Genomic DNA, 24,232 nt, shown 5'->3' with positions numbered 1-24,232 from the left:
CCACCTGCAAAACTCTGCCGCCGGTTTTGGAAGAAAGGAAACCCCATGACCCGAGACCCGCATCAGGACGCGGATGCCGGTGCCGTATCACAGGCCCATGCAATTCTGGATGCGGCGCGGGACGGGGTGCTGGCGGTGCTGGACGCGCAGGGCTGGCCGATGACCTCGCGCATCGCCTTGCAGACGGACCCGGCGGGTGAGCCGCTGGCGCTGCTGTCGGGCCTGGCGCTGCATACGGCGGCGCTGGGCCGCGATCCGCGCGCCGCGCTGCTGATCGACGAAAGCCGCGCCGGTGACGGGCGCGGCATGGCGCTGACCCGCGCCCGGCTGTCGCTGCAGGTCACGGCGACGATGGTCGCGGCCGAAGCCGAGGGGGATCTGCGCCGCGCATGGCGCGACCGCGACCCGAAGGCCGCGGTCTATGCCCGGCTGCCGGATTTCCGCTTCTGGCGGCTCGAGATCCGGGCCGGACTGCTGAACGCCGGTTTCGGCCGCGCCTTCCGGCTGACAGCGGACGATCTTCGCCGCTGAGGGAACGCCCGAAAGGCCCGGCAGCCTTCTGCCGGGCCTTGGTCATGTCCTGCCGCAGCCCTATTCCGGCTGGTCCATCCTGATCTTCAGCCCCATCGTCCCCCGCACGGCCTGCGAGAAGTCAAGGATCACCTGGTTCTTTCCCGATCCATGCCCGATCGAAACGGACGGCAGGTCGGTGTTGCGCGCACCCCCGCCTGTCTGCACCGTGCCCTGCGCCACGATCGATTCGACGCGCATGGACTGGCCGTTGAACGGCAGCGCGCCGTCCGTCGTCACCACCCAGCGGGCCGAGGCCGTGTTCTGGGCATGGCTGACGGTCAGCGGGTTGGCCGTCGGGATCTTGACGCCGTTGAAGGTGTTGCCCTCGAACCGCACGTTCCGCATCTTGCCGACGTCCAGGTTGGCAAAGCTCGTGTCCACGCGCTCGACCCGGTCGATCTGCGCGTAAAGCGACTTGAAGACGTTGCCCATCACCGTCAGCCCCTGCAGCGAATGTCCCGCGCCATAGGGCTTGATGACGATCCACGAAAAATTTGCCGCCGTATGCGAGCACAGGAAGGTGTTGCCCGTCAGCGTCAGACCGCCGAACGGTGGCTGGCCCGCGGCCCAGTTGGGCACCGGATGATGCTCGTTGGTCCATTCGACGGTGGCGTTGTCGATATAGTTTCCCGTCACGGTCACCTGCGCGTTGCGCCCGGTCAGCACCAGCCCCGCCGTCCGCAGCCCCGAGTTCTGGCTGTCGCCCTGGAACCAGTGGTTGCCGGTGATCAGGTGCCCGGTGCCCGCCGCCACGCAGAAATGGCCGAAGCGGACAAAGCGGTTGTCGCGGATCTTCACGTCATTGGCGTTGACGTTCAGGCAGACGCTGGTGCGGTCCTGCGCGGGACGGTCCATGTCGTCGGCCATGAACTCGCAGCGGTCGATCAGCATCCCCTGGCAGGCCTCGCCGATCGAGGTGATGGCCCGGTCCTTCGGTCGGGTCACGAAGCAGTCGCGGAATGACCACAAGCCCCCCTGCGGCGGCAGCATCACCCCGCTTGCCAGCCCGTCCAGCCCGAAATCGACGTTCATGAAATAGAATCGATCCACCTGCGGCACCGTCGAGAAGTCGAAGGCATAGCGGTAGCGCAGGAAGCCGTAGCTGCGGGTGCCCGCGCCGCCGTAAAGCGGCTGCGACAGGGTCAGGGTGCCGGTGGCGACGTTCTTCGCGCGCACATAGACCTCGCGCCCCACGCCGGGGCCGGTCAGGCGCGAGCCGACCTCGATCGCCGTGATCTGCGCCACGTTCCGCAGCTCCTCGGCCCGCGCCGGGTCATAGGTCGCGGTCGAGTTGACCGTGCGCGTCGCCCATTCCGGTCCGTCCACGATGCCGATCTGTCCGTTGGCAACCACACGGCGGGCCGAGAACTGGGTCAGGCCCGGCGCAAGCTCGCCGATCACCAGCGGCTCGGTCAGGTCCACCTTGCGCCCGCAAAGGTCGAAGATGTTGTGGTCGCTGTAGTCCAGCAGCGCCTGAAGCCCACGCTTCATCCCCTCGGTCTCGTCCCCGAAGGCGTCGGCATAAGAGGGCAGGTCGAAGTTGCGGCGCAGCCCCAGCCGGGCGCTGCGCGGCATCCGCAGGGTGCCGGTGAAGCGCACCGGCTCGTTCATGGTCAGGTTGCCGCCGATGTAATAGGTGCCGGCGGGCACCAGTACCTGACCGCCCGCCGCAGCGGCGTCCGCCCGCTGGAAGGCCGTGCGGTCGTCCGTCACGCCGTCGCCGATGGCGCCGTAATCGCGCACGTCCACCCAGTCGATCATCGCTGGCACGAAGGCGGCGGTCACGTCCTCGATCCGCAGGTTCTCGATGCGGATCGCGCCGCCGTTCGGCCCGGTCAGGTCCAGCCCCATGTGCCCCAGCGTGGCGGCCGGTCCCCAGCCCATGTTGACGCCCTGCCGGGTGGCGGTGGCGACGATGGCCGACACCTCGACCACCGCGCCATAGCCCGGCAGCGCGACTGCAGGCCCTGCTTCGGGCAAGCCCGTCACCCGCTGGCGCTGGGCGGTCCCCGGCCAACCCGCGATGCGGACCGAGGGCAGGTTGCCCGCGATCCCCTTCACCCGCGCCGAAACGCGCAGGTAGGTGCCGGGCAGGATCGGCGTCTCGCCAGTAAAGCGGATGCGGGTGACGTTCTCCTGCTTGACGATTTCCAGACAGGCGCCGAAGTCCTGGTCCGCCGGCACGATGGCCGCGTTCGGCGCATTGGCCCAGGTCGCCTCTCCCGACAGCCCGTTCGCCTGGGACCATGCGTCCAGACCCGCGGAAAACCCCGGAGGCATCAGTTGCAGCCCTGCGGTGATGGCGATGTTCATGCGCTCTCGTCCTCTCTCGTGGGCGCGAGGACGACGGCCCCGCGGCGATGCGAGGGAACCTGCCGGACGAGGGTTGACGCGCGGTTAACCGACCGCGCGGTGCAACGGGGATGGTGGCAACGCCGCGCCGGGAAAGATGCGCGGCGCTACGGGGCCGGCGCGCCCTGAAGCTCTCCGGCCAAGGCCCGCTCGATCAGCGCGCGGGTCTCATCGACGCCGTAGAGCGCGATGAAGCCGCCGAAGCGCGGCCCCTGATCGGCCCCCAGCAGCACCTGGTAGAGCGCCTGGAACCAGTCGCGCAGAGGCTCGAAGCCGTGTTCGGTTCCGACCGCGAAGGCCATGGTCTGCAAGGCTTCCGCATCCGCGGGCTGGTCCCATGCGGCCAGCCGGCCCGCCAGATCCTGCAGCGCCGCGCGTTCCTTGTCGGTGGGCACGCGGAACTGGCGGGTGGGCGCCACGAAGTCGTTGAAATAACGCACCGCGAAGCCCGCCGCCGCGTCCAGGTCGGGATGCGTCTCGGGGCTTGCCTCGGGCGCATAGCGGCGGATGAAGCCCCACAGCCCCTCCTTGTCCTGTGCCCCCGCGACCGAGGCGAGGTTCAGCAGCATCTGGAAGGGCACCACCATGTTGGACGCAGGCACCTTGCCGCCGTGGATATGCCAGACCGGGTTCGCCAGTTGCTGTTCGGGCATCTGGCCGGGGAAGGCGCGAAGCTGCTGGTGATATTCATCCACCGCCTTAGGGATCACGTCGAAATGCATCCGCTTGGCGGACTTGGGCTTCTGATACATGAAATAGGACAGGCTTTCGGTGGCCGCATAGGTCAGCCATTCGTCGATGCTCAGCCCGTTGCCCTTTGATTTGCTGATCTTCTGCCCGTGCTGGTCAAGGAACAGCTCGTAGGTGAAGTGCTCGGGTGCGCGGCCGCCCAGCACCTCGCAGATGCCGTCGTAGATCGGCGTGTTGGTGGAATGGTCCTTGCCATACATCTCGAAATCGACATCCAGAGCCGCCCAGCGGGCGCCGAAGTCCGGCTTCCACTGCAGCTTCACTTGCCCGCCGGTGACCGGCAGGGTCCATTCGCGGCCCGTCTCGTCGTCAAAGGTGATCTCGCCCTGGACGGCGTCCACGTTCTTGATCGGCACATACAGTACCCGACCCGTTTCCGGGTGGATCGGCAGGAAACAGGAATAGGTCTGCTGGCGTTCCTCGCGCAAGCTGGCCAGCATGATCTCCATGATCGCATCGTAACGCTCCGCCGCCTTCAGCAGCGTCGCGTCAAACTGGCCCGAGCGGTAGAACTCGGTCGCGCTGATGAACTCGTATTCGAAGCCGAAGGTGTCCAGAAACCGCCGCAGCATGGCGTTGTTGTGGTCGCCGAAGCTGGGGTATTCGCCGAAGGGATCGGGGACCGAGGTCAGCGGCCTCTGCAGGTGTTCGCGCAGCATGTCGGGCTGCGGCACGTTGTCCGGCACCTTCCGCATCCCGTCCAAGTCATCGGAAAAACAGAACAGCCGCGTGGGGATGTCGCTGATAAGCTCGAAGGCGCGGCGGATCATCGTGGTCCGCGCTACCTCGCCGAAGGTGCCGATATGCGGCAGGCCTGAGGGACCATAGCCCGTCTCGAACAGGACATATCCCTTCTCGGGGTCCTTGCCCGCGTAACGTTTCAGCACCCGGCGGGCTTCCTCGAAGGGCCAGGCCTTGGAATTCATCGCCGCATCGCGCAGGGTGCTCATGAGTGCTCTCCGTCCGTTCGGCCCTGCCGTAGCGGCCGGTCTGGGTATCGTCAACATTGCAGCCCTGCCCCCGGAGACCATGATGAGCCTCGACCTGCCCTCGTTTTCCCCTTGCGACGCCCTGGTCGCGGTGATGGTGGCGGTGTCGGCCTCGGGCAAGGGACTGGGAACCGCCGAGATGGTGGCGATCGAGCGGCTGGTGAACCACACTCCGGTCTTCGCGACCTATGACATCGGCCGGCTGCGGCCGGTGTCGCAGACCATCCTGACGATCTTCGAGGATGAGGAAGGGCTGGACGCGCTGTTCGGGCTGGTGCGCGACGCCCTGCCCGAAAAGCTGTTCGAGACGGCCTATGTGCTCGCCTGCGACGTGGCGACCGCCGACGGGCAGGTGGGACAGGACGAGTTGCGGATGCTGACCGAGTTGCGGGACGAACTGGACATCGACCGCCTGCACGCCGCAGCCATCGAGCTGGCAGCGCGGGCGAGGAACCGGCGGATCTGATCCTCCGTGTTGAAATCGGCGGGTGGTGATGGGGTGGAACCCCCACCCTACGGAAGCCCGTCCTGCCATGATGCAGATGCCAGAGCGCCGAGCCTTGCAAGGACGCAAGGTGGGGTTTCCACTCCACCATCACACCGCGCTTTAGATCTCCGGCGGCAACGCGCGCAGGGCACGGGGCGGCGCCATGCTTGCCGCGACCAGGTCGCGCTGCAGCAGCTTTGCGCGCTTGACCCAGGCAAGGCTGCCTTCGGGCCAGTCCTGCCCCTCGGTCGCGGCGCGCCGCGCCTCGTCGGCGGCCAGCACCGCAAAAGCCACCCTGCGTCCCTCGGGCATCGAGGCGTAACCGGCCAGCGAGGACACGAAGTTCAGCGTCCCCGTCTTGGCCTGCACCAGCGGCGCGCCGGCCTTTCCGCCGCCGCGCGAGGCCTCGCCCAGCACGTCCCGCAACGGGTCGGGGTTCAGCAGCGCCGGCAGGGCCGATTGCGCCTCTGGCCGCGCCAGCAGCCGCGCCAGCGTTTCGCCCGAGATGCGGTTCCCCGCATTCAGGCCCGAATGATCCGCCAGTTGCGCCATGCCCGCGCCGGTCGCCTGCAGCCACTCTGCCATGCGCTGCGCCGACGCCACCTGTCCGTCCGCCCCGCTCGCGGCCAGCCCCAGCACCTCGGCCGTCAGGTTCGTCGAGTGCCTGAGCATCCCGCCCAGCACCGCCGGCAGGGGCTGGCTGTCATGCCGGGCGATCTCATGGCCGCTGGGGGTTTCCTCGATCACCTCGGGCGACGGCAGCGGCAGGCCCGCGGCGCGGGCGAGCGTCTGGAACACGTCACCGGCATAGGCCTCGGGCTGGCGCACCGGCAGCCAGCGGGTGCCCCGCGCGCCTAAGCCCGCGCGCGGGATGTCCCAATGCTCGCGGCCCTCGCCGACGCAGTGCAGATATGCGCCGCCGCCCGGCCGCACGCCTGCGCCGATGGTATAGGCGCGTGGGGAATGGCCGCTGGCCCGCGCCTCGAGGCTGAGCGCGCAATCGGTATCGCAGCGCCAGCCCAGATGGACCCGGTTGAAGTTGAGGATCAGCCCGGAAACCGCCGGATTATAGGCAAGATGCGCCGCCTGCCCCGGCGCGATCTCGACCACCCGCGGCAGCGCGCCGCCCCAGACGGCAAAGCGCGCCGGACGCCAGTCGCCCGCAGCCTGCGCCGCCTGCCCGGCAAGGCTCGCCAGCCCGTCGCTGTCCAGCGTCGGATCGCCCCCGCCCGCCAGCACCAGCCTGTCCCCATCGCGCAGCACGCGGGTGGAAAAGCGGTGCGCGGCCCCGAGGCGATCCAGCGCATAAAGCGCCGTCACGATCTTGAGGGTGCTTGCCGGCGGCAGCATCAGCCCGGACTGGTGTTCGGAAACAGGAAGTTCCGTCGTCAGGTCGATGGCGACAAAACCAAGCTCCGCCCCGCCGAGCCTCGCCTGCGCCAGCATCTCTGCCGGAGAAAGCACGGGCCGGTGCCGGGGACGGTCCGCCAAGGCAGGTGTCGCCAACAGGGCCGAGGCACTCAGCGCCGAGAAAAGAAAGCCGCGTCTGTCCATCATCCTGAGGTCGGCACCTGGCGCATCTTCAGGGATCGGCCAAGCCGCCCGCCCTCGACCAGCCATCCGATCAGCGCAAACCCGGCAACCAGCAGCAGCCAGGCCCATGGCGGCAGCAGGGGACGCACGGCCAGCCCGTCCACTGCCTCGGCCTCGCGCGGGGTGATGGCGATCCACGGGCGCTGGATGCCCTCGCCAAAGGCCTGCCTGCCCTCGGCCACCCTCCGCAGGTCTGGCATCCCGTCCGACAGCCGCAACACGGCGCCGCGCGTGGCTTCGGCAAGATCTGCCATGGCCTCGCCGGTGGCGACGGTCTGCTCGAACTCGCGCGGCGCGGCGGGACCGACCGCGACGACACGCGACAACTCGCCCTCGGACAGGCGGTAAAGCCCCGGCCCCGGCGCCTGCCAGCGGGCCGAGAAGCGCCCGTCCGCGACAGGCTCCAGCCCCAGTTCGGCGGTTGTCCCGTCCGGCCGGGTTATGGTCACGGCTCCGACCGACTCCTCCATCGTCTGCCGCGTCACCTGCAGGCCCAGCCCCTCGGTGACGGAGACGGCCAGCGATTCTTCCTCAAGCTCCGGCTCCTTCATCGACCAGTGGGCAATGCGGCGCAAAAGCTCGGCCTGCGGGCCGCCGCCCTCGAAGCCGCGCGCCCAGAGCCAGACCTGGTCCGAGGTCAGCAGCGCGATCCGCCCCTCGCCCACCCGGTCGGCGATCAGCAGCGGACGGTCCTCCTCGCCCACCATCAGCACCTCGGCGCCCGGTTCGGGGATCACGTCGCCCATCTGCAGCCAGCGGCCCCAGTGCGAAGCCCCGGCCGCGTCGGGGTCGGGCGCGCCAGGCAGCGCGGCCGTGACCGGGTGGCGCTGTCCGGCATCGGTCAGGCGCGGCAGGAAGGGCACGTTCAGGAACCGCCCCGTGGGCCGGCCCGGCAGGATCGCGCCCAAGGGCGACAGGTGCAGGCTTTCGACGCTGGCGGCCTCGGGGCCGGATGACACCAGCAGCGCCCCGCCCGCTTCGACATAGCGGCGGATGTTGTCGAAATAGACCGGCGGCAGGATGCCGCGCACGCTGTAGCGGTCGAAGATGATGAGGTCGAAATCCTCGATCCGTTCCTGGAACAGCGCCTCGGTCGGGAAGGCGATCAGCGCCAGTTCGTCCACCGGAACGCCGTCCATCTTGTCCGGCGGGCGCAGGATGGTGAAATGCACCAGATCGACATTGGTATCCGATTTCAGGATGTTGCGCCAGACGCGGCTGCCCGGGTGCGGTTCGCCCGACACCAGCAGGACGCGCAGCCGGTCGCGAACGCCCTCGATCTGGACGGCGGCGCGGTCGTTGAGATCGGTCAGTTGCGGCGGCTCGGCCTCGGGCGCGTCGATCGAGATCGCCACCACGTTCTGCCCGGCGTGCGCGGGCGTCACGGGAATGTCCAGCGGCATTCCGGGCGGGATCGTCAACACCTGCTCCTCGGCCCCGTCGATCGAGATGCGCAGGGTCGCGGCGCGGCCTTGCACGGGGTCGGGAACCGCGCCCTGGTCCTCGACGCGGACGCGGATCGTCACCGGCTCTCCGATCAGGCCGAAGGCGGGGGCTTCCTCGATGACCAGCCGGCGGTCCCAGTCGGCGGGCTGGCCGGTCAGCAGGACGTGGACCGGCGCAGGGGCCGTGGCCGGCAGGGCGGCGGGGTCGTGCAACTGGCCGTCGGTGACGACGATGGCGCCCGCGACCCGCGCCTCGGGCTCGGCGGCCAGCGCACGGGTGATCGCCTCGCCCAGCCGGGTGCCGTCGGGATCGTCGCCGACCGTGATGCGGCGCAGTTCGGTGCCGGGGCTGGCGGTGAGGCGGTCTGCCATCGCCTGCGCGGCGGCGCGGGCCTGTTCGGTGCGGCCGGGCAGCGACTGGCTGGCGCTCTGGTCCTCGACCAGCAGCACAATGTCGGAAAGCCCGCGCCGCACCCCGGTTTCCAGCGTCGGTCCCGAAAGCGCCAGCGCCGCCGCAAGCCCGGCCAGCCCCCGCCACGGCCAGCCGTGCAAGCCCCGCCACCATGCCAGCGCCGCCGCCAGCACCGCCAGCGCCACCAGCGCCGCGACAAGGGGCCAGGGCAGCAGCGGATCGAAGTCGAGCCGCGTCATGGCAGCAGCCCCGGTATCCGCAGGTCCGAGGGCGGTTCGCCCCGTTCGCGCCCCAGCCGTTCCAGCAGTTCGGGGACATGGACCTGGTCGGACTTGTAGTTCCCGCTCAGCGCATACATGACAAGGTTGATGCCGAAGCGCAGCGCCAGTTCCCGCTGGCGGACGGCATCATAGCCCCGGCCGATGGCATAAAGCGGGCGGCCATATTCATCCTCGGCCCAGGCCTCGGCCCAGGCATTTCCCCCGATCACCACCGGCGACACGCCGTCGTTCGACCGGCCCAGCGCCCCCGTCCCGGCGCCCGCCTCAAGCGCCTCGACCCAGACGGTGGTGCCCTGCCAGCGGCCGGGAAAGTCGTCCAGCAGGTAGAAGGCGCGGGTCAGCACATGGTCGGGCGGAACCGGCGCCAGCGGCGGGATGTCGAGCGGCGCGGCCAGCCGCTGCAGCGCCGCCGAACCCCCCGGCGCCCCCGTCCCGGCCAGATCGCCGTCGCGGGTGTCGAAGAGGATCATGCCCCCTGTCCGCAGAAAGCGGTTCAGCCGCGCATAGGCCGTGGGCGAGGGCAGCGGCTGGGTGTCGGTAACGGGCCAGTAAAGGAAGCTGAGTAGCGACAGGTCGTCCTCGTCCAGCGCGACGGCGACGGGCGTTCCCGGCTCGACCGTCGTGCGCGCCCGCAGCGCCCCGGTCAGCCCGGCCAGCCCGAGGTCCGATGCCTCGTCCACCTCGATCTCTCCGGTGACGACATAGGCGAGCGAGCTTTCACGTGCCGCCTCGGCCAGCCGGGGGTCCGGCTCGGGCAGATCCTGCGCCTGTCCCAATGTCGGGACCAGCGCCGCCAGCATCAGCAGCGCGCGGCGGGTCAGGGGCCGGCTCATGCAGCGGCCCCCTGCCCGCGCCGGCTGCCCGCGATCAGGGCGGTGCCCAGGGCGTCGGCGGTCAGCAGCAAGCCGGCCAGCGCCAGCAGCCAGCCGGCCAGCGGCGTGCCGGGGGCGGTGTCCGCGGCCTCGACCGTGGCGCCGGGCCATGCGGCGGGCGACAAGGGCCCGCCCGCGTTCAGCGCCGCCCGGCGCTCAGCCGCGGCATAAACCCCTGCCGGGGCAAGCGGACTCGGCCCGGCCGCGAAATCCGCCGCCGCGACCGGGGCCAAGCCCTCGGGCGCCTGCGGGCGGCCGAAGCCGTCCAGCACGGTCTCGGCCGTCCAATGCGCGGCCTCGGCCGTGTCGGCAGGATCGGAGAGGCTGCGGCGGGCGGATTGCACCATGCGGTCCAGCATGCTCACGAACAGACCAGACAGGGCAAGGTTGCTCCATTCCGCATTGGCCGTGGTGTGGACCAGCATGACCTGCCCTTCGCCGAAGGGGGCGCGCGTGACCAGCGGCGTGCCGTCGGCAAGCTGCGCCAGCGTGCGGCCGGGCAGGTCCGGGTCGGGCTCTGGCAGCAACTGCGCCCGGATCGTCACATCCTGCGGGACCGCAAGACCGGCGAACAGCCCGTCCGCGGCGAAGGGAGAGATCCCCCGCGGCTCGCCCCAGCTGAGCGCGCCCCCCGCGTCACGGCCGCCGGGGCGCAGGCGCACGGGCAACAGCGGGTCCTCGGCCAGCGTTTCCTGTGCCGCCATGCGCGGACCGGCAAAGCGGATCAATAGCCCCCCGTCCTCGACCCATTCCGCCAGCGGGTCGGCATTGGCGCCCGGCGCGGCATCGACCAGAACCACGACATCCGGCGCGGCGGGCAGGACATCGGCAAGCCCTCCTTCGACGAGATCGGTCGACGGGGCGAGCGCCTGCCGGAGGTAATGCAGCGGCGACAGCAGGCTCTGCCCCTCGGTCGCGCGGGCGTCACCCACCAGCGCCACCTTGCGCCGCCTGACGCGGTCGTCGGCAAGCACCACGGCACCCGCCGAGGCTTCGCCCTCGATGGCAAAGCGGGTGACGCGGTTGCGAAGTTCGGGCGGCAGGTCGATGACCAGCGTAGCGGCAACGGCGCCATCCGGCGTGGCAACGGCTTCGGGCGGAGTCAGGCGCGCAAGCTGGCGCTGCACGCCCTGCGGGTCCGGTCCCATCGCCAGCACGTCCGGCAACGGCCCCGCCGCCGAGGCTCGCAGGACCAGCGCGGGCTGCGGCGCGCCGTCCAGCGCCAGCGAGCGCAGGATGCGGCGCGGCGGCACCACGGTCACGCCGCCCCGCGTGGCCAGAGCCTGCAGCAGCCCCGCGCGGCCCGGATGGTCCAGTCCATCGGCAAGCCACAGCGTATCGAGCCGCTCGGGTGCCTCGGCCAGCATCGCCGCCGGATCATCGGGGTAGCGCGTCCCCCAGGCCTGCGGTGCAGCGGCGCGCAGGGCGGCGGCAGCCTCCGCGCCCGTGCCGAACACCGGGCCTGAACCACGGCCACCCTGCCCGTCCGCAATCCATAGCGCCACCGGCCTGCCCTGCCCCTGCGCCTGGTCCAGCGCCGCGAGCCCCCGCGCCTGCGCCTCTTGCCAGCCCGGCGCCGCCGCCCAGCCCGCATCCACCACCAGCAGCAACGGTCCCGAGCCGGTCGTCTGCGGCCCCGGCCTCCAGACCGGGCCGGCAAGGGCCAGGATCGCCGCCGCGACCGCCATGAGCCGCAGCATCAGCAGCCACCAGGGCGTGTGCCGGGTGATCGGCGCGGGATCGGCCAGTCCCTTCAGCAGCGCGGTGCCGGGGAACACAACCTCGCGCGGGCTTGGCGGCACCGCGCGCAGCAGGAACCACAGCACCGGCAGCGCCGCCCCGGCCGCGAGCATCCACGGCACCGCGAAGCCCAGGGGGCCCAGCATCATCATGGCGCCAGCGCCTCGTGCAGCCACATCAGCGCGACCGAGGCCGCCGCGCCGGTGTCATGCGTGCCGAAGCGCCAGCCCGCTCCTTCGGCCATGCGCGACAGTTCCGCCCGCCGTTCGGCCAGCCGGGCGAGATAGGCCTCACGCAGCGCCCCGGCATTGCGGGTCGCGTGACGGTCGCCCGCGGGCGCGCGGAAGCGGACGGCGCCGGCAAAGGGAAATTCCTCCTCCATCGGGTCGAGCACCTGCATCAGCGCGCCCCGGCAGTTCAGCGCCGTCGCCTCGTCCAGCAGCGCCCGCAGGGGACCGATGTCACCCAGAAAGTCCCCGATAAGCACCACCCGGCGATGCGGACGCAGCGTGCCTGCGCCGGGAAGTTCGGCCTGCGCCGACAGCAGGTCCCGGCCCAGCACCTCGGCCTGCAGCCGCCCCGCCTTGGCATCCGCGGGACCGACGCCCACCCTCTCACCCCCGCGCAGCAGCAGCAGCCCCAGCGCCAGCGCCAGCAGCCGCGCCCGCTCGCCCTTCTGCGGCCGCGCGGCATCCCCGCTCCACCCCATGCCGGCGGCGCCGGACGCCCACAGCACCGCCGACTGCGGCGCCTGCCGCTCGCGTTCCCGCACGAAGGCCGCGTCGGACCGGGCCGAGCGGCGCCAGTCGATGGCGCTGGCCGGGTCGCCCGCGGCCGCAGGGCGGTATTGCCAGAAATCCTCGCCGCTGCCTGCCCGGCGCAACCCATGCGCACCGGGATCGACGCTGGCGGCCAGCTTTTCAGCCGACAGCATCAGCTCGGGCAGGCCAGCGGCTGCAGCTTCCGCCCCCAGGCGCAGCGCGACCGCGCCTTCCGCGCGAGGGGATGCGGGCTGACGCATCGCGGGCCTCAGGCGGCGGCCCGCAGGCTTTCGCCCATCAGCCGCCCGATCACGGCATCGGCTGAATCGCGCCGCGCGCGGGCGGCGAAGGACAGCGCCATGCGGTGTCGCAGCACAGGCGCCGCCATTGCCGCCACGTCGTCCAGCGTCGGCGCAAAGCGGCCCTGCAGCACCGCCCGCGCCCGTGTCAGCAGCATCAGCGCCTGCGCCGCGCGCGGCCCCGGTCCCCACACCAAAGTCTCGCCGACCCAGCCCGGAGCCTCGGCCCCACCCGGCCGCGCGGAGCGCACCAGATCAAGGATCGCCGCCGTCACGCCCTCGCCCACTGGCATCGCGCGGACCAGCCGCTGCGCGTCGATCAGCGAAGCCGCGTCCAGCACCGCATGGGGCCGGTCCCGCTGGACCCCGGTGGTTGCCAGCAGGATCGCACGTTCCGTGTCGCGGTCGGGATAGTCGATGTCCACCTGCACGAGGAAACGGTCAAGCTGCGCCTCGGGCAGAGGGTATGTCCCCTCCTGCTCGATCGGGTTCTGGGTCGCGAGCACATGGAACGGGCGGCCGAGCGGACGGTGCTGGCCGCCGATCGTGACCTCGCCTTCCTGCATCGCCTGCAGCAGCGCCGACTGGGTGCGGGGGCTGGCGCGGTTGATCTCGTCGGCCATCAGAAGCTGGGTGAAGACCGGCCCCTCGACGAAGCGGAAGGCGCGGGTGCCGTCCGGGCGCATGTCCAGCACCTCGGAGCCGAGGATATCCGCCGGCATCAGGTCCGGCGTGAACTGGATGCGGGCGCTGTCGAGACCCAGCACGGTCGAAAGCGTATCGACCAGCATCGTCTTGCCCAGCCCCGGCTGACCCACCAGCAGCGCGTGTCCGCCCGACAGGATCGCGGCCAGCACCTGTTCCACCACCTCGTGCTGGCCGACGAAGCGGCGCTCGATGCTGGCGCGGGCCTCGGTCAGCCGCCCGGCCAGAAGGGTGGCATCCGCGACGAGTTTATCTTCTGCGGCCATGACTCTGCCTTCGCTCTGCTGTAACGGAGAGCATATTGGCGGTTCGCGGAAGGCTCCACTGGCAATGACGGACAAGGGCGAAAAATCCGGGCACGATCGCGCGACCGGCGCGGGCATCATGGAAGCCGCACGACAGGCCGGACGGCGCGGGCCGCCCCCGGTTCACCTGTGGAACCCGCCCTATTGCGGCGAGATGGACTTGGAAATCCGCCCGGACGGGCAGTGGATCCACGAGGGCTCGCCCATTGGCCGGCCCGGGATGGTGCGGCTTTTTGCATCTGTGCTGAAGCGTGAGGGGGATCAATTCTTCCTCGTCACGCCGGTCGAGAAGCTGGGCATCCGGGTCGTGGACGCGCCCTTCCTCGCCGTGGATGCCGAGATTTCCGACGACCTGATCCGCTTCACCACCAATGTCGGCGACGAGGTGGTGGCCGGTCCCGACAACCCCATCCGGGTCGAGGACCGGGACGGCGAGCCGCGCCCCTATGTCCATGTCCGCCGCGGCCTTGATGCGCTGATCGACCGCAAGACCTTCTACCGGCTGGTCGAGGCGGCACAGGACGGCGGCTCGGGTCGGCTTGTCCTGCGTTCTCAGGGCGCCAGTTTCCCCCTGGAGGGCTGAATGGCGCGCTTTGCCGCCAACCTGACCTTCCTGTTCACCGAACTGCCGGTGCTGGAACGCTTTGCCGCCGCCCGCAGCGCGGGGTTCGAGGGCGCCGAGATGCTGTTCCCCTATGACCTCGCCGCGCCCGAACTGTCCGCCGCGCTGCGGGCAGCGGGACTGGAATTCGTGCTGATGAACACCCCGCCCCCGAACTGGGCGGGCGGACCCCGAGGCTTCGCCGCCGTGCCCGGGGGAGAGGAGCGGTTCCGCCGCGACTTTGATCGCGCCCTGCGTTTCGCCCAGGCGCTGCGCTGCCGTCACCTGCATGTCATGGCGGGCCGCGCCGAAGGCCCGGCGGCGCGGCGCAGCCTTGTCGAGAACCTGCGCTGGGCCTGCGCCCGCGCGCCCCATGCCAGCCTGCTGATCGAGCCGATCAACAGCGACGACATGCCGGGTTACTTCCTGGCCGACTACGACCTCGCGGCCGAGCTGATCGACGAGGTCGGCGCGCCGAACCTCGGGCTGCAGTTCGACGCCTACCACGCCCAGCGGATCACGGGAGACGCCATCGCCTGCTGGGACCGCCACGCCCGCCGCGCCCGCCATGTCCAGATCGCGGGTTTTCCCGGCCGGCACGAGCCGAAAGGCGGCGAGATCGACTATGCCGTGTTCTTTCGCCATGTGGATGCGGCGGGCTACAACGGCTGGGTCGGCGCGGAATACGTCCCCGCGACGACGACCGAGGCCGGGCTGCGCTGGTTGCGCGGAACGGCTGCCTGAGAACGGCCCGATGCGGCCAACCTTGTGGCAACCTCCGCAGGTCACGGCAGGGGATGCCGGCAAGCGGTGATCCGGTAATGCCTTGGCCTTGGCAAGGCTTCAGGATACCAGACCGCGTTCAGCCTGCGCGTCCGACCAGCAGCATCAGCACGGGGTCCGCCCCCGCGGAGCGGCTCTTTCCGGTCGCATTGCATCTCGTCCAGGCAGTGATTGCACAGCGCCCTTGGGAATGGCATCCGGGCGCCGACCACGCCACCGGCAAAAGGCTGCCTCCCTGACCATGCAGATGCCTGCACCGCCTTGTCGCCCCGTCCGGTCGGGGCCGCGCCCGTGACCGCCGGAGTTCTCGCCGCCCTTTCGCCTGTCGTCCTGCTGATCGGGCTGGGGTTCCTGATGCGCCGCAGGGGCTTTCTCGCCGCCGCTTTCTGGCCCCAGGCCGAGCGGCTGAGCTATTTCGTCCTGCTGCCGAGCCTGTTCTTCCACGGCCTCGTCACCGCCGACATCGGCGCGCTGCCAGTGGGGGCGCTGGCCCTGACGCTGGTCACGGCGATCGTGATCGTGGCGGCGCTGACGCTGGCCTTGCGCCCGGCGATGGGACTGGACGGACCCGCCTTCACCTCGGTCTTCCAGGGCAGCATCCGGTTCAACAACTATGTCGGCGTCACGCTGGCGGTGGGGCTGTTTCCCGAAAGCGGCATCGCGCTGGCGGCGATCTGCAACGCGGTGATCGTGCCCACGGTCAACATCCTCTGCGTGCTGGTCTTTGCCCGCCATGGCCATGCGCGGCTGGGCCTGCGCGGCGTCGTCCGGCAGGTGGCGACGAACCCGCTGGTGCTGGCCTCCTTCGCCGGGATCGCGGCGAAATCCGCGGGGTTCGAGATGCCGCCGGGAATCGGCCCTGCACTGCGCTCGCTGGGGGCGGCGTCTCTGCCGCTGGGGCTGCTCTGCGTCGGCGCGGCGCTGCAGTTCGGGGGCGCGCGGCGCTGGCTTGGGCCGGTCGCCACAGCCTCGGCGCTGAAGTTCGGGGCGATGCCGCTCGCCACGCTGGCCGTCGCGCTGCTGATGGGGCTTGAGGGGCAGGCGCTGGTGACGGCGCTGGTCTTCCAGACGCTGCCGACGGCCTCGTCCTCCTATATTCTCGCCCGCCAGCTTGGGGGCGATGCGCCGCTGATGGCGGGTATCACGGCGGCGCAGACGGTGCTGGCGGTGCTGGCAATCCCGCTGGTGCTGGCCGGACTGATCGCGATGGCGGGGATCTAGGGGCCGAAGCCCTCTACCCAGTCGATCAGGCGCGGCAGGCTGTGGCGGCGCAGGTCGTAGCCGCCGGCAATCACCGCTCGCGCCGCCGCCCGCAGCCCTTCGGCTTCGGGGTCGCCTTCAAGCGCGCGGATCAGCGCGGCTTCCAGCGCGGTGCGATCGTGGAAGGGAACGAGCCGGCCGTTCTCGCCATCGCGGATCAGTTCGCGCACCGGCTCGGTGTCAGAGGCGACGATCAGGCAGCCCGCCGACATCGCCTCGGTCAGCGACCAGCTGAGGACGAAGGGATAGGTCAGGTAGCAATGGACGCGCGAAACCTGCAGCGTGGACAGGTAAGTCTGATAGGGCACCCGGCCGAGGAAATGCACGCGGTCAAGCGGCAGCCGGTCGCCCATCTCGTCCAGCATCTTCGCCTTCCAGCTTTCGGCGTCGGCGGGCTTGCCGCCGTAGCTGACGCCCTCGGCCCCGATCACGACCACCTGCGCCTGCGGCCGCGCCGCCAGCACGCCGGGCAGCGCGCGCATGAAGACATGAAAGCCGCGGTAAGGTTCCAGCGAGCGCGAGACATAGGTCAGCACTTCGTCACCCGCGCGCAGCACCCGTCCATCGGGCAGCGGCAGCGTGGCCGAGGGGTCGGGCTTCACCCGGTCGCTGTCGATGCCGTCGTGGATGACGGTCAGCTTGGACCGCAGTTCGGGCGGGAAGCTCTCGGCCTGATAGCGGGTGGGCGACAGCCCGGCATCGGCCTGCACCAAGCCTTGGATGAGATGCGCCGAGCGGGCGACGGTGCGCACCCGCGCCTCGTCGGTGCCGGGGCTGATCTCGGGTTCGAAACCCACGTCATGGCCTCGGGTGCGATACATCAGTTCGGCATAGACCAGCAGCTTCGCCTCGGGCCAGATCTCGCGCAGGAACAGCGTCTCGCCCCAGCCGGAATGGCCGAAGATCACGTCGGGCGCATAGCCATGGCGATCCCTCAGCGCCCGAGCGCCACGGGCGGCGAGCCAGCCGCGCTCGGCCATCTCTGCATAGGTCCGCCCCAGCGGGTGGCTGGTCGTCACCTGCGGGGGCTTCGCGTATTTCACCACCCGGACCGGGCTGGCGCGCTCGTTCGCCTCGTCCGTCAGCGCCAGCACGTCATGGCCACGCGCGGCAAGCGCGGGGGCAAGGTGGGGGAACTGGCCGGGGAAGTTCTGGTGGACGAACAGGATCTTCACGGTCGGTCTTTGCTGTCGTGAAAGGCCGCGGCCATCAGGGCGCGGGTATAGTCGCTTTGGGGCGCGTCGAAGACCTGCGCGGTGGTACCCTGTTCCACCACGTCGCCCGCACGCATGACCATGATCTGGTGGCTCATGGCGCGGACCACGCGCAGGTCGTGGCTGATGAACAGGAAGGCGAGCTTATGGCGGCGCTGGAGGTCGCGCAGAAGCTCGACGATCTGGACCTGCACGGTCATGTCGAGCGCACTGGTCGGTTCGTCCAGCACCACCACCTTCGGCCGCAGGATCATCGCCCGCGCGATGGCAATGCGCTGGCGCTGGCCGCCCGAGAACTCGTGCGGATAGCGGTCCATCGTGGCGGGGTCGAGGCCGACCTCGGCCATGATCCCGGTCACCATCTGACGCGGATCGCGGCCCTTTTCGACGCCGTGCACGCCCAGTCCCTCGGCGATGATCTGGCCTACGGTCATGCGGGGGGAGAGGCTGCCGAAGGGGTCCTGGAAGACGATCTGCATGTCGCGGCGAAGCCGCCGCAACCCGCGGCCTTGCAGGGCCGAGATGTCGCGGCCCATGTAGACGATCGGGCCAGTACTTTCGATCAGCCGCATGATCGCCAGCGCCAGCGTCGTCTTGCCGGACCCGGATTCGCCCACGATCCCCAGCGTTTCGCCCGCCCGTACCCGCAGGGTCGCGGCGTTCACCGCCTTGACGTGCCCTACGGTGCGGCGCAGGAAGCCGCGCTTGATCGGGAACCAGACGCGCAGGGCTTCGGTCGAGACGATCTCGGGTGCGGCGGGGTCGATCGGCTCGGCGATGCCCTTGGGTTCGGCTGCCAGCAGCTTGCGGGTATAGGGATGACGGGGGTTGCGGAAGATGTCCTCGACCGGCCCTTGTTCCACGATCTCGCCGCCCTGCATGACGCAGACGCGGTCGGCGATGCGGCGCACGATCCCGAGATCGTGGCTGATGAACAGCATCGACAGCCCCTCGTCGCGCTTGAGGTCCGCCAGCAGGTCGAGGATCTGCGCTTGGATCGTCACGTCGAGCGCCGTGGTGGGTTCGTCCGCAATCAGCAGCTCCGGCCCGTTCGCCAAGGCCATGGCGATCATCACCCGCTGGCGCTGGCCCCCGGACAGTTGGTGCGGATAGTCGGCCAGGCGGCTTTCGGCATCGCGGATGCCGACGCGGTTCAGCAGTTCAATGATGCGCGTCTGTGCTTTCTGACCTGTCAGGCCCTGATGCAGCGCCAGGCTTTCGCCGATCTGCCGTTCCAGCGTGTGCAGCGGGTTCAGCGAGGTCATCGGCTCCTGGAACACGAAGCTGATATCGTTGCCGCGCACGGCGCGCAGCTTTTCCTCGGGCGCCCCGATCATCTCAGCACCATTGTAGCGGACGCTGCCCTCGATGCGGGCCGAGGCGCCCAGAAGCTGGACGGTGGACAGCGCCGTGACCGACTTGCCGGACCCTGATTCGCCCACCAGCGCGACGGTTTCCCCGCGACCCACGGTGAAGCTGACTCCCTTGACGGCGGGGGTCGAGCGGCCCTCGTTGACGAAGCTGATGCGCAGGTCGTGGACGGAAAGGACGGCGTTTGTGTCGCTGCCGGACCGGGCCGCCGCCCCGCTCGGGCTTCGCCCCTCATTTGCTGAAAACAGTCCGGCGGACTGTTTTCCGGGCGCTTCCGAGACTGGGATATGCTCAGACCGCTCGAAAATGGGCGGCTTGTCCGAGGTGGCCTCGGGGACAGCGGCGGCCTTGCCGGGGGACGGGACCACCGGCAGAACGGCAGCGGGGCCAGCAGGTTCCGTTGGGTCGGGGCGAGGGTCGGTCAGCACCTCGTCGCGGGCGGGGTCGCGCGGATCGCGGGCCATCGCCGGGTCGGCGGCGTCGCGGGGGCTGTCCAGCGGCGGGCGGGGGTCGCGGGGGTCCTTCACCGAAAGGTTTTCCTTGGGTCGAAGGCGTCGCGGATGCCCTCGAAGATGAAGACCAGAAGCGACAGCATGATGGCGAAGGTGAAGAAGGCGGCAAAGCCCAGCCATGGCGCCTGAAGGTTCTGCTTGGCCTGCAGCGCCAGTTCCCCGAGCGAGGGCGCCGAGGCGGGCAACCCGTAGCCGAGGTAGTCCAGAGCGGCAAGGCTGGAGATGGTGCCGGTCACGACGAAGGGCAGCATGGTCAGCGTCGCCACCATGGCGTTGGGCAGGATATGGCGGAACATGATGGTGCGGTCGTTGACGCCCAGGGCGCGGGCGGCGCGGACATATTCAAAGTTGCGGGCGCGCAGGAACTCGGCCCGGACGACGCCGACCAGCGCGGGCCAGCCGAACAGGATCGAGACGAAGACCAGCAGCCAGAAGCTGCGCCCGAGGATCGCAAACAGGATGATGATGACGTAAAGCGAGGGGGTCGAGCCCCAGATTTCCAGAAGGCGCTGGAAGATCAGGTCGGTGCGGCCGCCGAAATAGCCCTGCACCGCGCCTGCCGCGATGCCGAGGGCCGAGGCGATCACCGTCACGATCAGCGTGAACAGGATCGACAGGCGGAAGCCGTAGATCACGCGGGCCAGCACGTCGCGCGCGGTGTCGTCGGTGCCAAGCCAATGCGCGGCATCGGGGGCCGAGGGGGCGGTGCCCACGTTGTTGATCGTGCGGTAGTGGTAGGGGATCGGCGGCCAGATGGTCCAGCCGCGATGGATTTCCTCACCGTTCACGGTGCCGGTGCTGCGGGCCTCGGCGATGGTGGCCTCGGGGTCGTCCCAGCATTCCTCGCGCCCGCCCGAGATGATGAGGCATTCCACCGAGGGGTCGGTGTAGTTCGCCTGCGTCCCGAAGTCGCCGCCGAAGGCAGTTTCGGGGTAGAAGCGGTAGGCGGGGAAGTACAGGTCTCCCCGATAGCTGGCGACGATGGGCTTGTCGTTGGCGATGACCTCGGCCAGCATCGACAGCACGAAGATCACCGCGAAGATCACCAGCGACCAGAAGGCGCGCTTGTTGCGGCGGAAGTTGCGCCAGCGGCGCTGGTTCAGGGGCGACAGGCTCATCCGGCGCGGCTTTCGAAGTCGATGCGCGGATCGACCAGCACATAGGTCAGGTCCGAGAGGATGCCGACCAGAAGGCCCATCAAGCCGAAGACATAGAGCGTGCCGAAGATCACCGGATAGTCGCGCTGCACCGCGGCCTCGAAGCCAAGGCGGCCGAGGCCGTCCAGCGAGAAGATCGTCTCGATCAGGATCGAGGCGCCGAAGAACACGCCCAGGAACAGCGAGGGGAAGCCCGCGATCACGATCAGCATCGCGTTGCGGAAGACGTGGCCGTAAAGCACCCGCCGTTCCGCCAGCCCCTTGGCGCGGGCGGTCATGACATATTGCTTATTGATCTCGTCCAGAAAGCTGTTCTTCGTCAGCAGCGTCAGCGTGGCGAAGCTGGCGATGGTCGAGGCGATCACCGGCAGGGTGATGTGCCACAGGTAGTCCTTGACCTTTCCCCAGGCCGACAAGCTTTCCCAGTTGTCGCTGGTCAGCCCCCGCAGCGGGAAGATCTGCCAGTAGCTGCCGCCCGCGAACAGCACCATCAGCAGCACCGCGAACAGGAAGCCGGGGATGGCGTAGCCCACGATGATCGCGCTGGAGGTCCAGGTGTCGAACGGCGTCCCGTCCCGCACCGCCTTGCGGATGCCCAGCGGGATCGAGATCAGATAGGCCAGCAGCGTGGACCACAGGCCCAGCGTGATCGACACCGGCATCTTCTCGATCACCAGATCGACGACCGAAATGGACCGGAACCAGGATTCGCCGAAGTCGAAGCGCAGATAGTCCCACAGCATCGACAGGAATCGCTGGACAGGGGGCTTGTCGAAGCCGAACTCGCGTTCCAGTTCGGCGATGAACTCGGGCGGCAGGCCCTGCGCCCCGGCGTAGCGTTCGGTGGATGCGCCCTGCCCCGCGTCGCCCCCGCCGGCGATGTTGCGGAAGACGTCGCCTTCGCCCTGGACGCGAGCTACGATCTGCTCGATCGGGCCGCCGGGGACGAACTGGGTCAGGGTGAAGTTGACCAGCATGATGCCGATCAGCGTAGGGATGATCAGCAGCAGCCGCCGCAGAAGATATGCGCCCATCGGTGTCCCTGCCCGCGCGCCCGGCCGGTCAGCGGATCGCCCCGGCGCTTCTCAGCGCCTCGGCCTTATCCGCGTCATGCCACCAGAAATCAAGCTCACCCAGCGCGTAAGGAGGCATCGTCTCGGGGTGGCCGAACATGTCCCAGTAGGCAACGGTGTGCTTGCCCTTGAACCACTGCGGCACCCAGAAATACATCGCCCGCAGGCTGCGGTCGAGCGCATGGACGCCGGTGTTCAGTTCCTCCTGCGTAGTGGCGCCCTCGATATGCGAGATCAGCCGGTCCACCGCCGGATTCGCCAGCCCCATGACGTTGAACACGTCGTCGGTCGAGTTCGAGCCGAAATACTGCTGCAGCCCCGAGCCGGGGATCGGGTCCTGCCCCAGTTGCGCGGTGATCACGTCGAAATCGTGGTTGCGGCGGCGATCCTCAAGCTGCGCGTCGTCCACCCGCTCGTTCACCGCATCCACCCCGAGGGTCCGCAGGTTTTCGACCCACGGGTTGATCACCCGGTCGAAGGTCTGCGAATCGTTGAGTATCTGCACCCGCAGGGGCTGGCCTTGCGCGTTGCGGCGGATGCCGTCGCGGCTGCCTTCGGGGATCGTCCAGCCCGCCCCGCCCAGCAAGGCGGCCGCGCGGCGCAGGTTGCCGCGGTCCATCTGGCGCTCGCCGCTGATGGGGGGAACGGCGGCCTCCTCGGTGAAGACCTGCTCGGGCAGGTCGGCGCGCAAAGGTTCCAGCAGGGCAAGCTCGGCCTGACTGGGCAGGCCCGTGGCTTTCAGCGGGCTGTTGTCCCAGAAGCTCGTGATGCGTTCGTAAAGGCCGTAGAACAGCGTCGCGTTCGACCATTCGAAGTTGAAGACCATCCCGATCGCCTGCCGCACGCGCGGGTCCTGGAACTGCGGGCGGCGCAGGTTGATGGCCCAGGCTTGGCCGCTGGCGATGTTGCCGTCCTCCAGCTCTTCCTTCTTCACCCAGCCGTTGGTGAAGGACGGAAAGTCGTAGCGCGTCGCCCAATGGATCGAGGACGCCTCGTTGCGGAAGGTATAGGCCCCGGCCTTGAACGCCTCGAAGGCTGAATCGTAGTCGCCGAAATACTCGATGCGGATGCGGTCGAAGTTGTGGCGGCCCCGGTTGATCGGCAGCCCTTCACCCCAGTAGTCGGGGTTGCGCTTCCAACTGACGGAACGGCCGATGTCGGCGCTGTCGAACATGTAGGGGCCCGAGCCGACATAAGGAAGGTTCGAACTTTCGGCGATGTCGCGGTTGTTCGCGTCGAAATCGGACTTGGAAAAGACCGGAAGCCCGCCCACCGCCTGAATCACGTCGCGGCGCGGATAGTCGGGCGTGAAGGTGAAGCGGATGCGGCGGTCGTCCAGCACCTCGGCCTGCGCGACCATCTGCACGATCACCGCGCGGAAGGACGACAGCCCCTTGTCACGCAGCGTCTCATAGGAAAACAGCACGTCACCCGAGGACATGGGCGTGCCGTCGGAAAAGCGCACACCCTCGCGCAGGGTGAAGATCGCCCAGTCGCGGCTTTCCGGATATTCGATCGTTTCGCAGAGCAGGCAGTAGGCGGTCCCGATCTCATCGGCGGTGCCCTCCAGCAGGCTTTCCAGCATGACGGTGGACAGCGCCGCGCCGCGGCCCTTGACGGTGAAGGGGTTGTAGCTGTCGAAGCCTCCCGCCGCCCATTCGCTGATCTCGCCGCCTTTCGGCGCGTCGGGGTTGACGTAAGCGAGATGCGCGAAATCGGCAGGCAGGCGGATCGCGTCAAAGGTGCCGACACCATGGGAAACGATGGTTGGCCCGGTGGCCTCGCCTTGCGCGACGGCCAGCGTCGCCACCAAAGACAGAACCGCCGCCAGAATCCCGTTGCGTGTCGCGACCATGCGCTTCTCCCTTTGCCTGCCCTTTCCGGCAAACCGGCCAGGGATCGTTCGGACGCTAAGGCACGCAGCGCGGCACCCGCAAGCGGCCTGTCGCCATTGTGACGCCGGCTCGCCCCGACGGAATGGAAAAAGGCGCGGGGTTTCCCCCGCGCCCACAATCTTCCCCCGAAACGACGGATCAGTTGGTGGTCTGCAGATAGGCGATCAGGTTCGCACGCTCTTCCGCGTTCTTGATGCCGGCGAAGGCCATCTTGGTGCCGGGCATGTATTCGCGCGGGTTGGTGACAAAGGCGTCGATGTTCTCGGGTTCCCACGCGCCTTCCTGCTCAAGCGCGGCGGTGGAGTAGTTGAAGCCATCGACCGCGGCCTTGTCGCGGCCGACGACGCCGTTCAGGTGCGGCCCGACGCCATCGGTGCCGTCCAGCTTGTGGCAGGACCGGCACTTGCCGAAGGCACGTTCGCCCAGCGCGGGATCGGCCGAAGCCAGCAGCGTGGCCAGGTCGGGGCCTTCCTCGACGACCTCTTCCTCGCCGCCGCCGCTGCTGTCCTCGACCGGGATGCGGTAGGCCTGCGGGATTTCCTCGCCCTCGGCGACATGGCCGGTGTAGCCGACGTGATACAGCGACGACGCGAACCAGGATGCAAGCATCAGGAACAGCAGCGAGCCGATCAGCGCAGCGGCTGTCTTGGTCACCGTCATCGTGTTGAACATGGCGTCTTTCCTTGCGGTCGCGGCTTTTGTCTGGCCGCTATCTATCCGCTTTCACTTTGCCGGTTCAAGGTATAGTTCGGCCCCGCCGGACGATTGCAGGGCAGGTGTGACGCCAGCCCCGCACCGACTG

General features: G+C 69.3%; 19 protein-coding genes. 5 read left to right on the top strand and 14 right to left on the bottom strand.

Going from position 1 to position 24,232, the window contains the following annotated elements; genetic code table 11:
* Positions 1-45: 45 nt before the first annotated feature.
* Positions 46-531, top strand: a complete 486-nt coding sequence (locus JGR78_RS03870; RefSeq protein WP_182803096.1) for a pyridoxamine 5-phosphate oxidase — start codon at positions 46-48, stop codon at positions 529-531.
* 60 nt (positions 532-591) lie between these two features.
* Here JGR78_RS03870 and JGR78_RS03865 read toward each other — a convergent pair whose 3' ends face one another.
* Positions 592-2,886, bottom strand: a complete 2,295-nt coding sequence (locus JGR78_RS03865; protein ID WP_182803094.1) for a glycosyl hydrolase family 28-related protein — start codon at positions 2,884-2,886, stop codon at positions 592-594.
* Positions 2,887-3,032: 146 nt separating this feature from the next.
* Positions 3,033-4,625: a lysine--tRNA ligase gene (locus JGR78_RS03860; protein WP_182803092.1), complete on the bottom strand. Its 1,593-nt coding sequence runs from the start codon at positions 4,623-4,625 to the stop codon at positions 3,033-3,035.
* A gap of 82 nt (positions 4,626-4,707) precedes the next feature.
* Here JGR78_RS03860 and JGR78_RS03855 point away from each other — a divergent pair, with 82 nt between their 5' ends.
* Positions 4,708-5,130 (top strand): tellurite resistance TerB family protein, encoded by a 423-nt coding sequence (locus JGR78_RS03855; RefSeq protein WP_182792436.1) that lies wholly within the window; start codon positions 4,708-4,710, stop codon positions 5,128-5,130.
* A 141-nt stretch (positions 5,131-5,271) separates the two neighbouring features.
* On the opposite strand, the gene JGR78_RS03850 is transcribed toward JGR78_RS03855, so the two are convergent.
* From JGR78_RS03850 to JGR78_RS03830, 6 genes are read right to left on the bottom strand one after another with little or no spacing between them, the layout of a single operon-like run.
* On the bottom strand, positions 5,272-6,708 hold the full coding sequence (locus JGR78_RS03850; RefSeq protein ID WP_182803090.1) for a D-alanyl-D-alanine carboxypeptidase: 1,437 nt from the start codon (positions 6,706-6,708) through the stop codon (positions 5,272-5,274).
* On the bottom strand, positions 6,705-8,840 hold the full coding sequence (locus JGR78_RS03845; protein WP_182792348.1) for a hypothetical protein: 2,136 nt from the start codon (positions 8,838-8,840) through the stop codon (positions 6,705-6,707). The genes JGR78_RS03850 and JGR78_RS03845 overlap by 4 nt, the downstream gene beginning before the upstream one ends.
* Positions 8,837-9,715, bottom strand: coding sequence for a DUF4159 domain-containing protein (locus JGR78_RS18555; protein ID WP_370576424.1), 879 nt, complete (start codon positions 9,713-9,715; stop codon positions 8,837-8,839). The genes JGR78_RS03845 and JGR78_RS18555 overlap by 4 nt, the downstream gene beginning before the upstream one ends.
* Complete coding sequence (locus JGR78_RS03840; RefSeq protein WP_370576423.1) at positions 9,712-11,646, bottom strand: BatA domain-containing protein; 1,935 nt, start codon at positions 11,644-11,646, stop codon at positions 9,712-9,714. The genes JGR78_RS18555 and JGR78_RS03840 overlap by 4 nt, the downstream gene beginning before the upstream one ends.
* Entirely contained in the window at positions 11,643-12,515 is an 873-nt protein-coding gene (locus JGR78_RS03835; protein WP_182792347.1) for a DUF58 domain-containing protein, read from the bottom strand. The genes JGR78_RS03840 and JGR78_RS03835 overlap by 4 nt, the downstream gene beginning before the upstream one ends.
* Before the next feature lie 8 nt (positions 12,516-12,523).
* On the bottom strand, positions 12,524-13,525 hold the full coding sequence (locus tag JGR78_RS03830) for a MoxR family ATPase (RefSeq protein WP_182792346.1): 1,002 nt from the start codon (positions 13,523-13,525) through the stop codon (positions 12,524-12,526).
* A gap of 64 nt (positions 13,526-13,589) precedes the next feature.
* Here JGR78_RS03830 and JGR78_RS03825 point away from each other — a divergent pair, with 64 nt between their 5' ends.
* The 3 genes from JGR78_RS03825 to JGR78_RS03815 all read left to right on the top strand — a co-directional run bounded on the left by JGR78_RS03825 (position 13,590) and on the right by JGR78_RS03815 (position 16,169).
* Positions 13,590-14,147, top strand: coding sequence for a DUF1285 domain-containing protein (locus JGR78_RS03825; RefSeq protein ID WP_182792345.1), 558 nt, complete (start codon positions 13,590-13,592; stop codon positions 14,145-14,147).
* On the top strand, positions 14,148-14,909 hold the full coding sequence (locus tag JGR78_RS03820; protein WP_182792344.1) for a hydroxypyruvate isomerase family protein: 762 nt from the start codon (positions 14,148-14,150) through the stop codon (positions 14,907-14,909).
* A gap of 330 nt (positions 14,910-15,239) precedes the next feature.
* Positions 15,240-16,169: an AEC family transporter gene (locus tag JGR78_RS03815; RefSeq protein WP_182803088.1), complete on the top strand. Its 930-nt coding sequence runs from the start codon at positions 15,240-15,242 to the stop codon at positions 16,167-16,169.
* Here the strand turns inward: JGR78_RS03815 and JGR78_RS03810 are convergent.
* The 6 genes from JGR78_RS03810 to JGR78_RS03785 form a co-directional block, all read right to left on the bottom strand.
* Positions 16,166-17,383 (bottom strand): glycosyltransferase, encoded by a 1,218-nt coding sequence (locus tag JGR78_RS03810; protein WP_182792342.1) that lies wholly within the window; start codon positions 17,381-17,383, stop codon positions 16,166-16,168. The two genes, JGR78_RS03815 and JGR78_RS03810, sit on opposite strands and share 4 nt — an antisense overlap.
* Positions 17,380-19,320, bottom strand: coding sequence for an ABC transporter ATP-binding protein (locus JGR78_RS03805; RefSeq protein ID WP_234450848.1), 1,941 nt, complete (start codon positions 19,318-19,320; stop codon positions 17,380-17,382). Before JGR78_RS03805 ends, JGR78_RS03810 begins: the two co-directional genes overlap by 4 nt.
* Positions 19,317-20,423 carry an ABC transporter permease gene (locus tag JGR78_RS03800; RefSeq protein WP_182803086.1) on the bottom strand — a complete coding sequence of 369 codons (1,107 nt, stop codon included), beginning with the start codon at positions 20,421-20,423 and terminating at the stop codon, positions 19,317-19,319. Before JGR78_RS03800 ends, JGR78_RS03805 begins: the two co-directional genes overlap by 4 nt.
* The gene (locus tag JGR78_RS03795; RefSeq protein ID WP_182792340.1) at positions 20,420-21,496 is read right to left on the bottom strand and encodes a microcin C ABC transporter permease YejB; all 1,077 of its coding nucleotides are present in this window, start codon (positions 21,494-21,496) and stop codon (positions 20,420-20,422) included. Before JGR78_RS03795 ends, JGR78_RS03800 begins: the two co-directional genes overlap by 4 nt.
* A gap of 28 nt (positions 21,497-21,524) precedes the next feature.
* Positions 21,525-23,390, bottom strand: coding sequence for an extracellular solute-binding protein (locus JGR78_RS03790; protein WP_182803084.1), 1,866 nt, complete (start codon positions 23,388-23,390; stop codon positions 21,525-21,527).
* A 178-nt stretch (positions 23,391-23,568) separates the two neighbouring features.
* A complete protein-coding gene (locus JGR78_RS03785) occupies positions 23,569-24,102 on the bottom strand; it encodes a cytochrome c family protein (RefSeq protein WP_182803082.1) in 534 nt (177 codons plus the stop codon).
* Positions 24,103-24,232 lie beyond the last annotated feature (130 nt).

Origin of the sequence: Paracoccus sp. MC1862 (assembly GCF_016617715.1) — a bacterium.
GTDB lineage: Bacteria > Pseudomonadota > Alphaproteobacteria > Rhodobacterales > Rhodobacteraceae > Paracoccus.
Note: the sequence above shows the minus strand (reverse complement) of the source record. Positions and strands in the feature narration are given on the sequence as shown.

What these genes read in the sequence shown, in the direction of transcription:
- JGR78_RS03870 (WP_182803096.1), top strand. Translation starts at nt 46, where the DNA reads ATGACCCGAGACCCGCATCAGGACGCGGATGCCGGTGCCGTATCACAG.
- JGR78_RS03865 (WP_182803094.1), bottom strand. Translation starts at nt 2,886, where the DNA reads ATGAACATCGCCATCACCGCAGGGCTGCAACTGATGCCTCCGGGGTTT.
- JGR78_RS03860 (WP_182803092.1), bottom strand. Translation starts at nt 4,625, where the DNA reads ATGAGCACCCTGCGCGATGCGGCGATGAATTCCAAGGCCTGGCCCTTC.
- JGR78_RS03855 (WP_182792436.1), top strand. Translation starts at nt 4,708, where the DNA reads ATGAGCCTCGACCTGCCCTCGTTTTCCCCTTGCGACGCCCTGGTCGCG.
- JGR78_RS03850 (WP_182803090.1), bottom strand. Translation starts at nt 6,708, where the DNA reads ATGATGGACAGACGCGGCTTTCTTTTCTCGGCGCTGAGTGCCTCGGCC.
- JGR78_RS03845 (WP_182792348.1), bottom strand. Translation starts at nt 8,840, where the DNA reads ATGACGCGGCTCGACTTCGATCCGCTGCTGCCCTGGCCCCTTGTCGCG.
- JGR78_RS18555 (WP_370576424.1), bottom strand. Translation starts at nt 9,715, where the DNA reads ATGAGCCGGCCCCTGACCCGCCGCGCGCTGCTGATGCTGGCGGCGCTG.
- JGR78_RS03840 (WP_370576423.1), bottom strand. Translation starts at nt 11,646, where the DNA reads ATGATGATGCTGGGCCCCCTGGGCTTCGCGGTGCCGTGGATGCTCGCG.
- JGR78_RS03835 (WP_182792347.1), bottom strand. Translation starts at nt 12,515, where the DNA reads ATGCGTCAGCCCGCATCCCCTCGCGCGGAAGGCGCGGTCGCGCTGCGC.
- JGR78_RS03830 (WP_182792346.1), bottom strand. Translation starts at nt 13,525, where the DNA reads ATGGCCGCAGAAGATAAACTCGTCGCGGATGCCACCCTTCTGGCCGGG.
- JGR78_RS03825 (WP_182792345.1), top strand. Translation starts at nt 13,590, where the DNA reads ATGACGGACAAGGGCGAAAAATCCGGGCACGATCGCGCGACCGGCGCG.
- JGR78_RS03820 (WP_182792344.1), top strand. Translation starts at nt 14,148, where the DNA reads ATGGCGCGCTTTGCCGCCAACCTGACCTTCCTGTTCACCGAACTGCCG.
- JGR78_RS03800 (WP_182803086.1), bottom strand. Translation starts at nt 20,423, where the DNA reads ATGAGCCTGTCGCCCCTGAACCAGCGCCGCTGGCGCAACTTCCGCCGC.
- JGR78_RS03795 (WP_182792340.1), bottom strand. Translation starts at nt 21,496, where the DNA reads ATGGGCGCATATCTTCTGCGGCGGCTGCTGCTGATCATCCCTACGCTG.
- JGR78_RS03790 (WP_182803084.1), bottom strand. Translation starts at nt 23,390, where the DNA reads ATGGTCGCGACACGCAACGGGATTCTGGCGGCGGTTCTGTCTTTGGTG.
- JGR78_RS03785 (WP_182803082.1), bottom strand. Translation starts at nt 24,102, where the DNA reads ATGTTCAACACGATGACGGTGACCAAGACAGCCGCTGCGCTGATCGGC.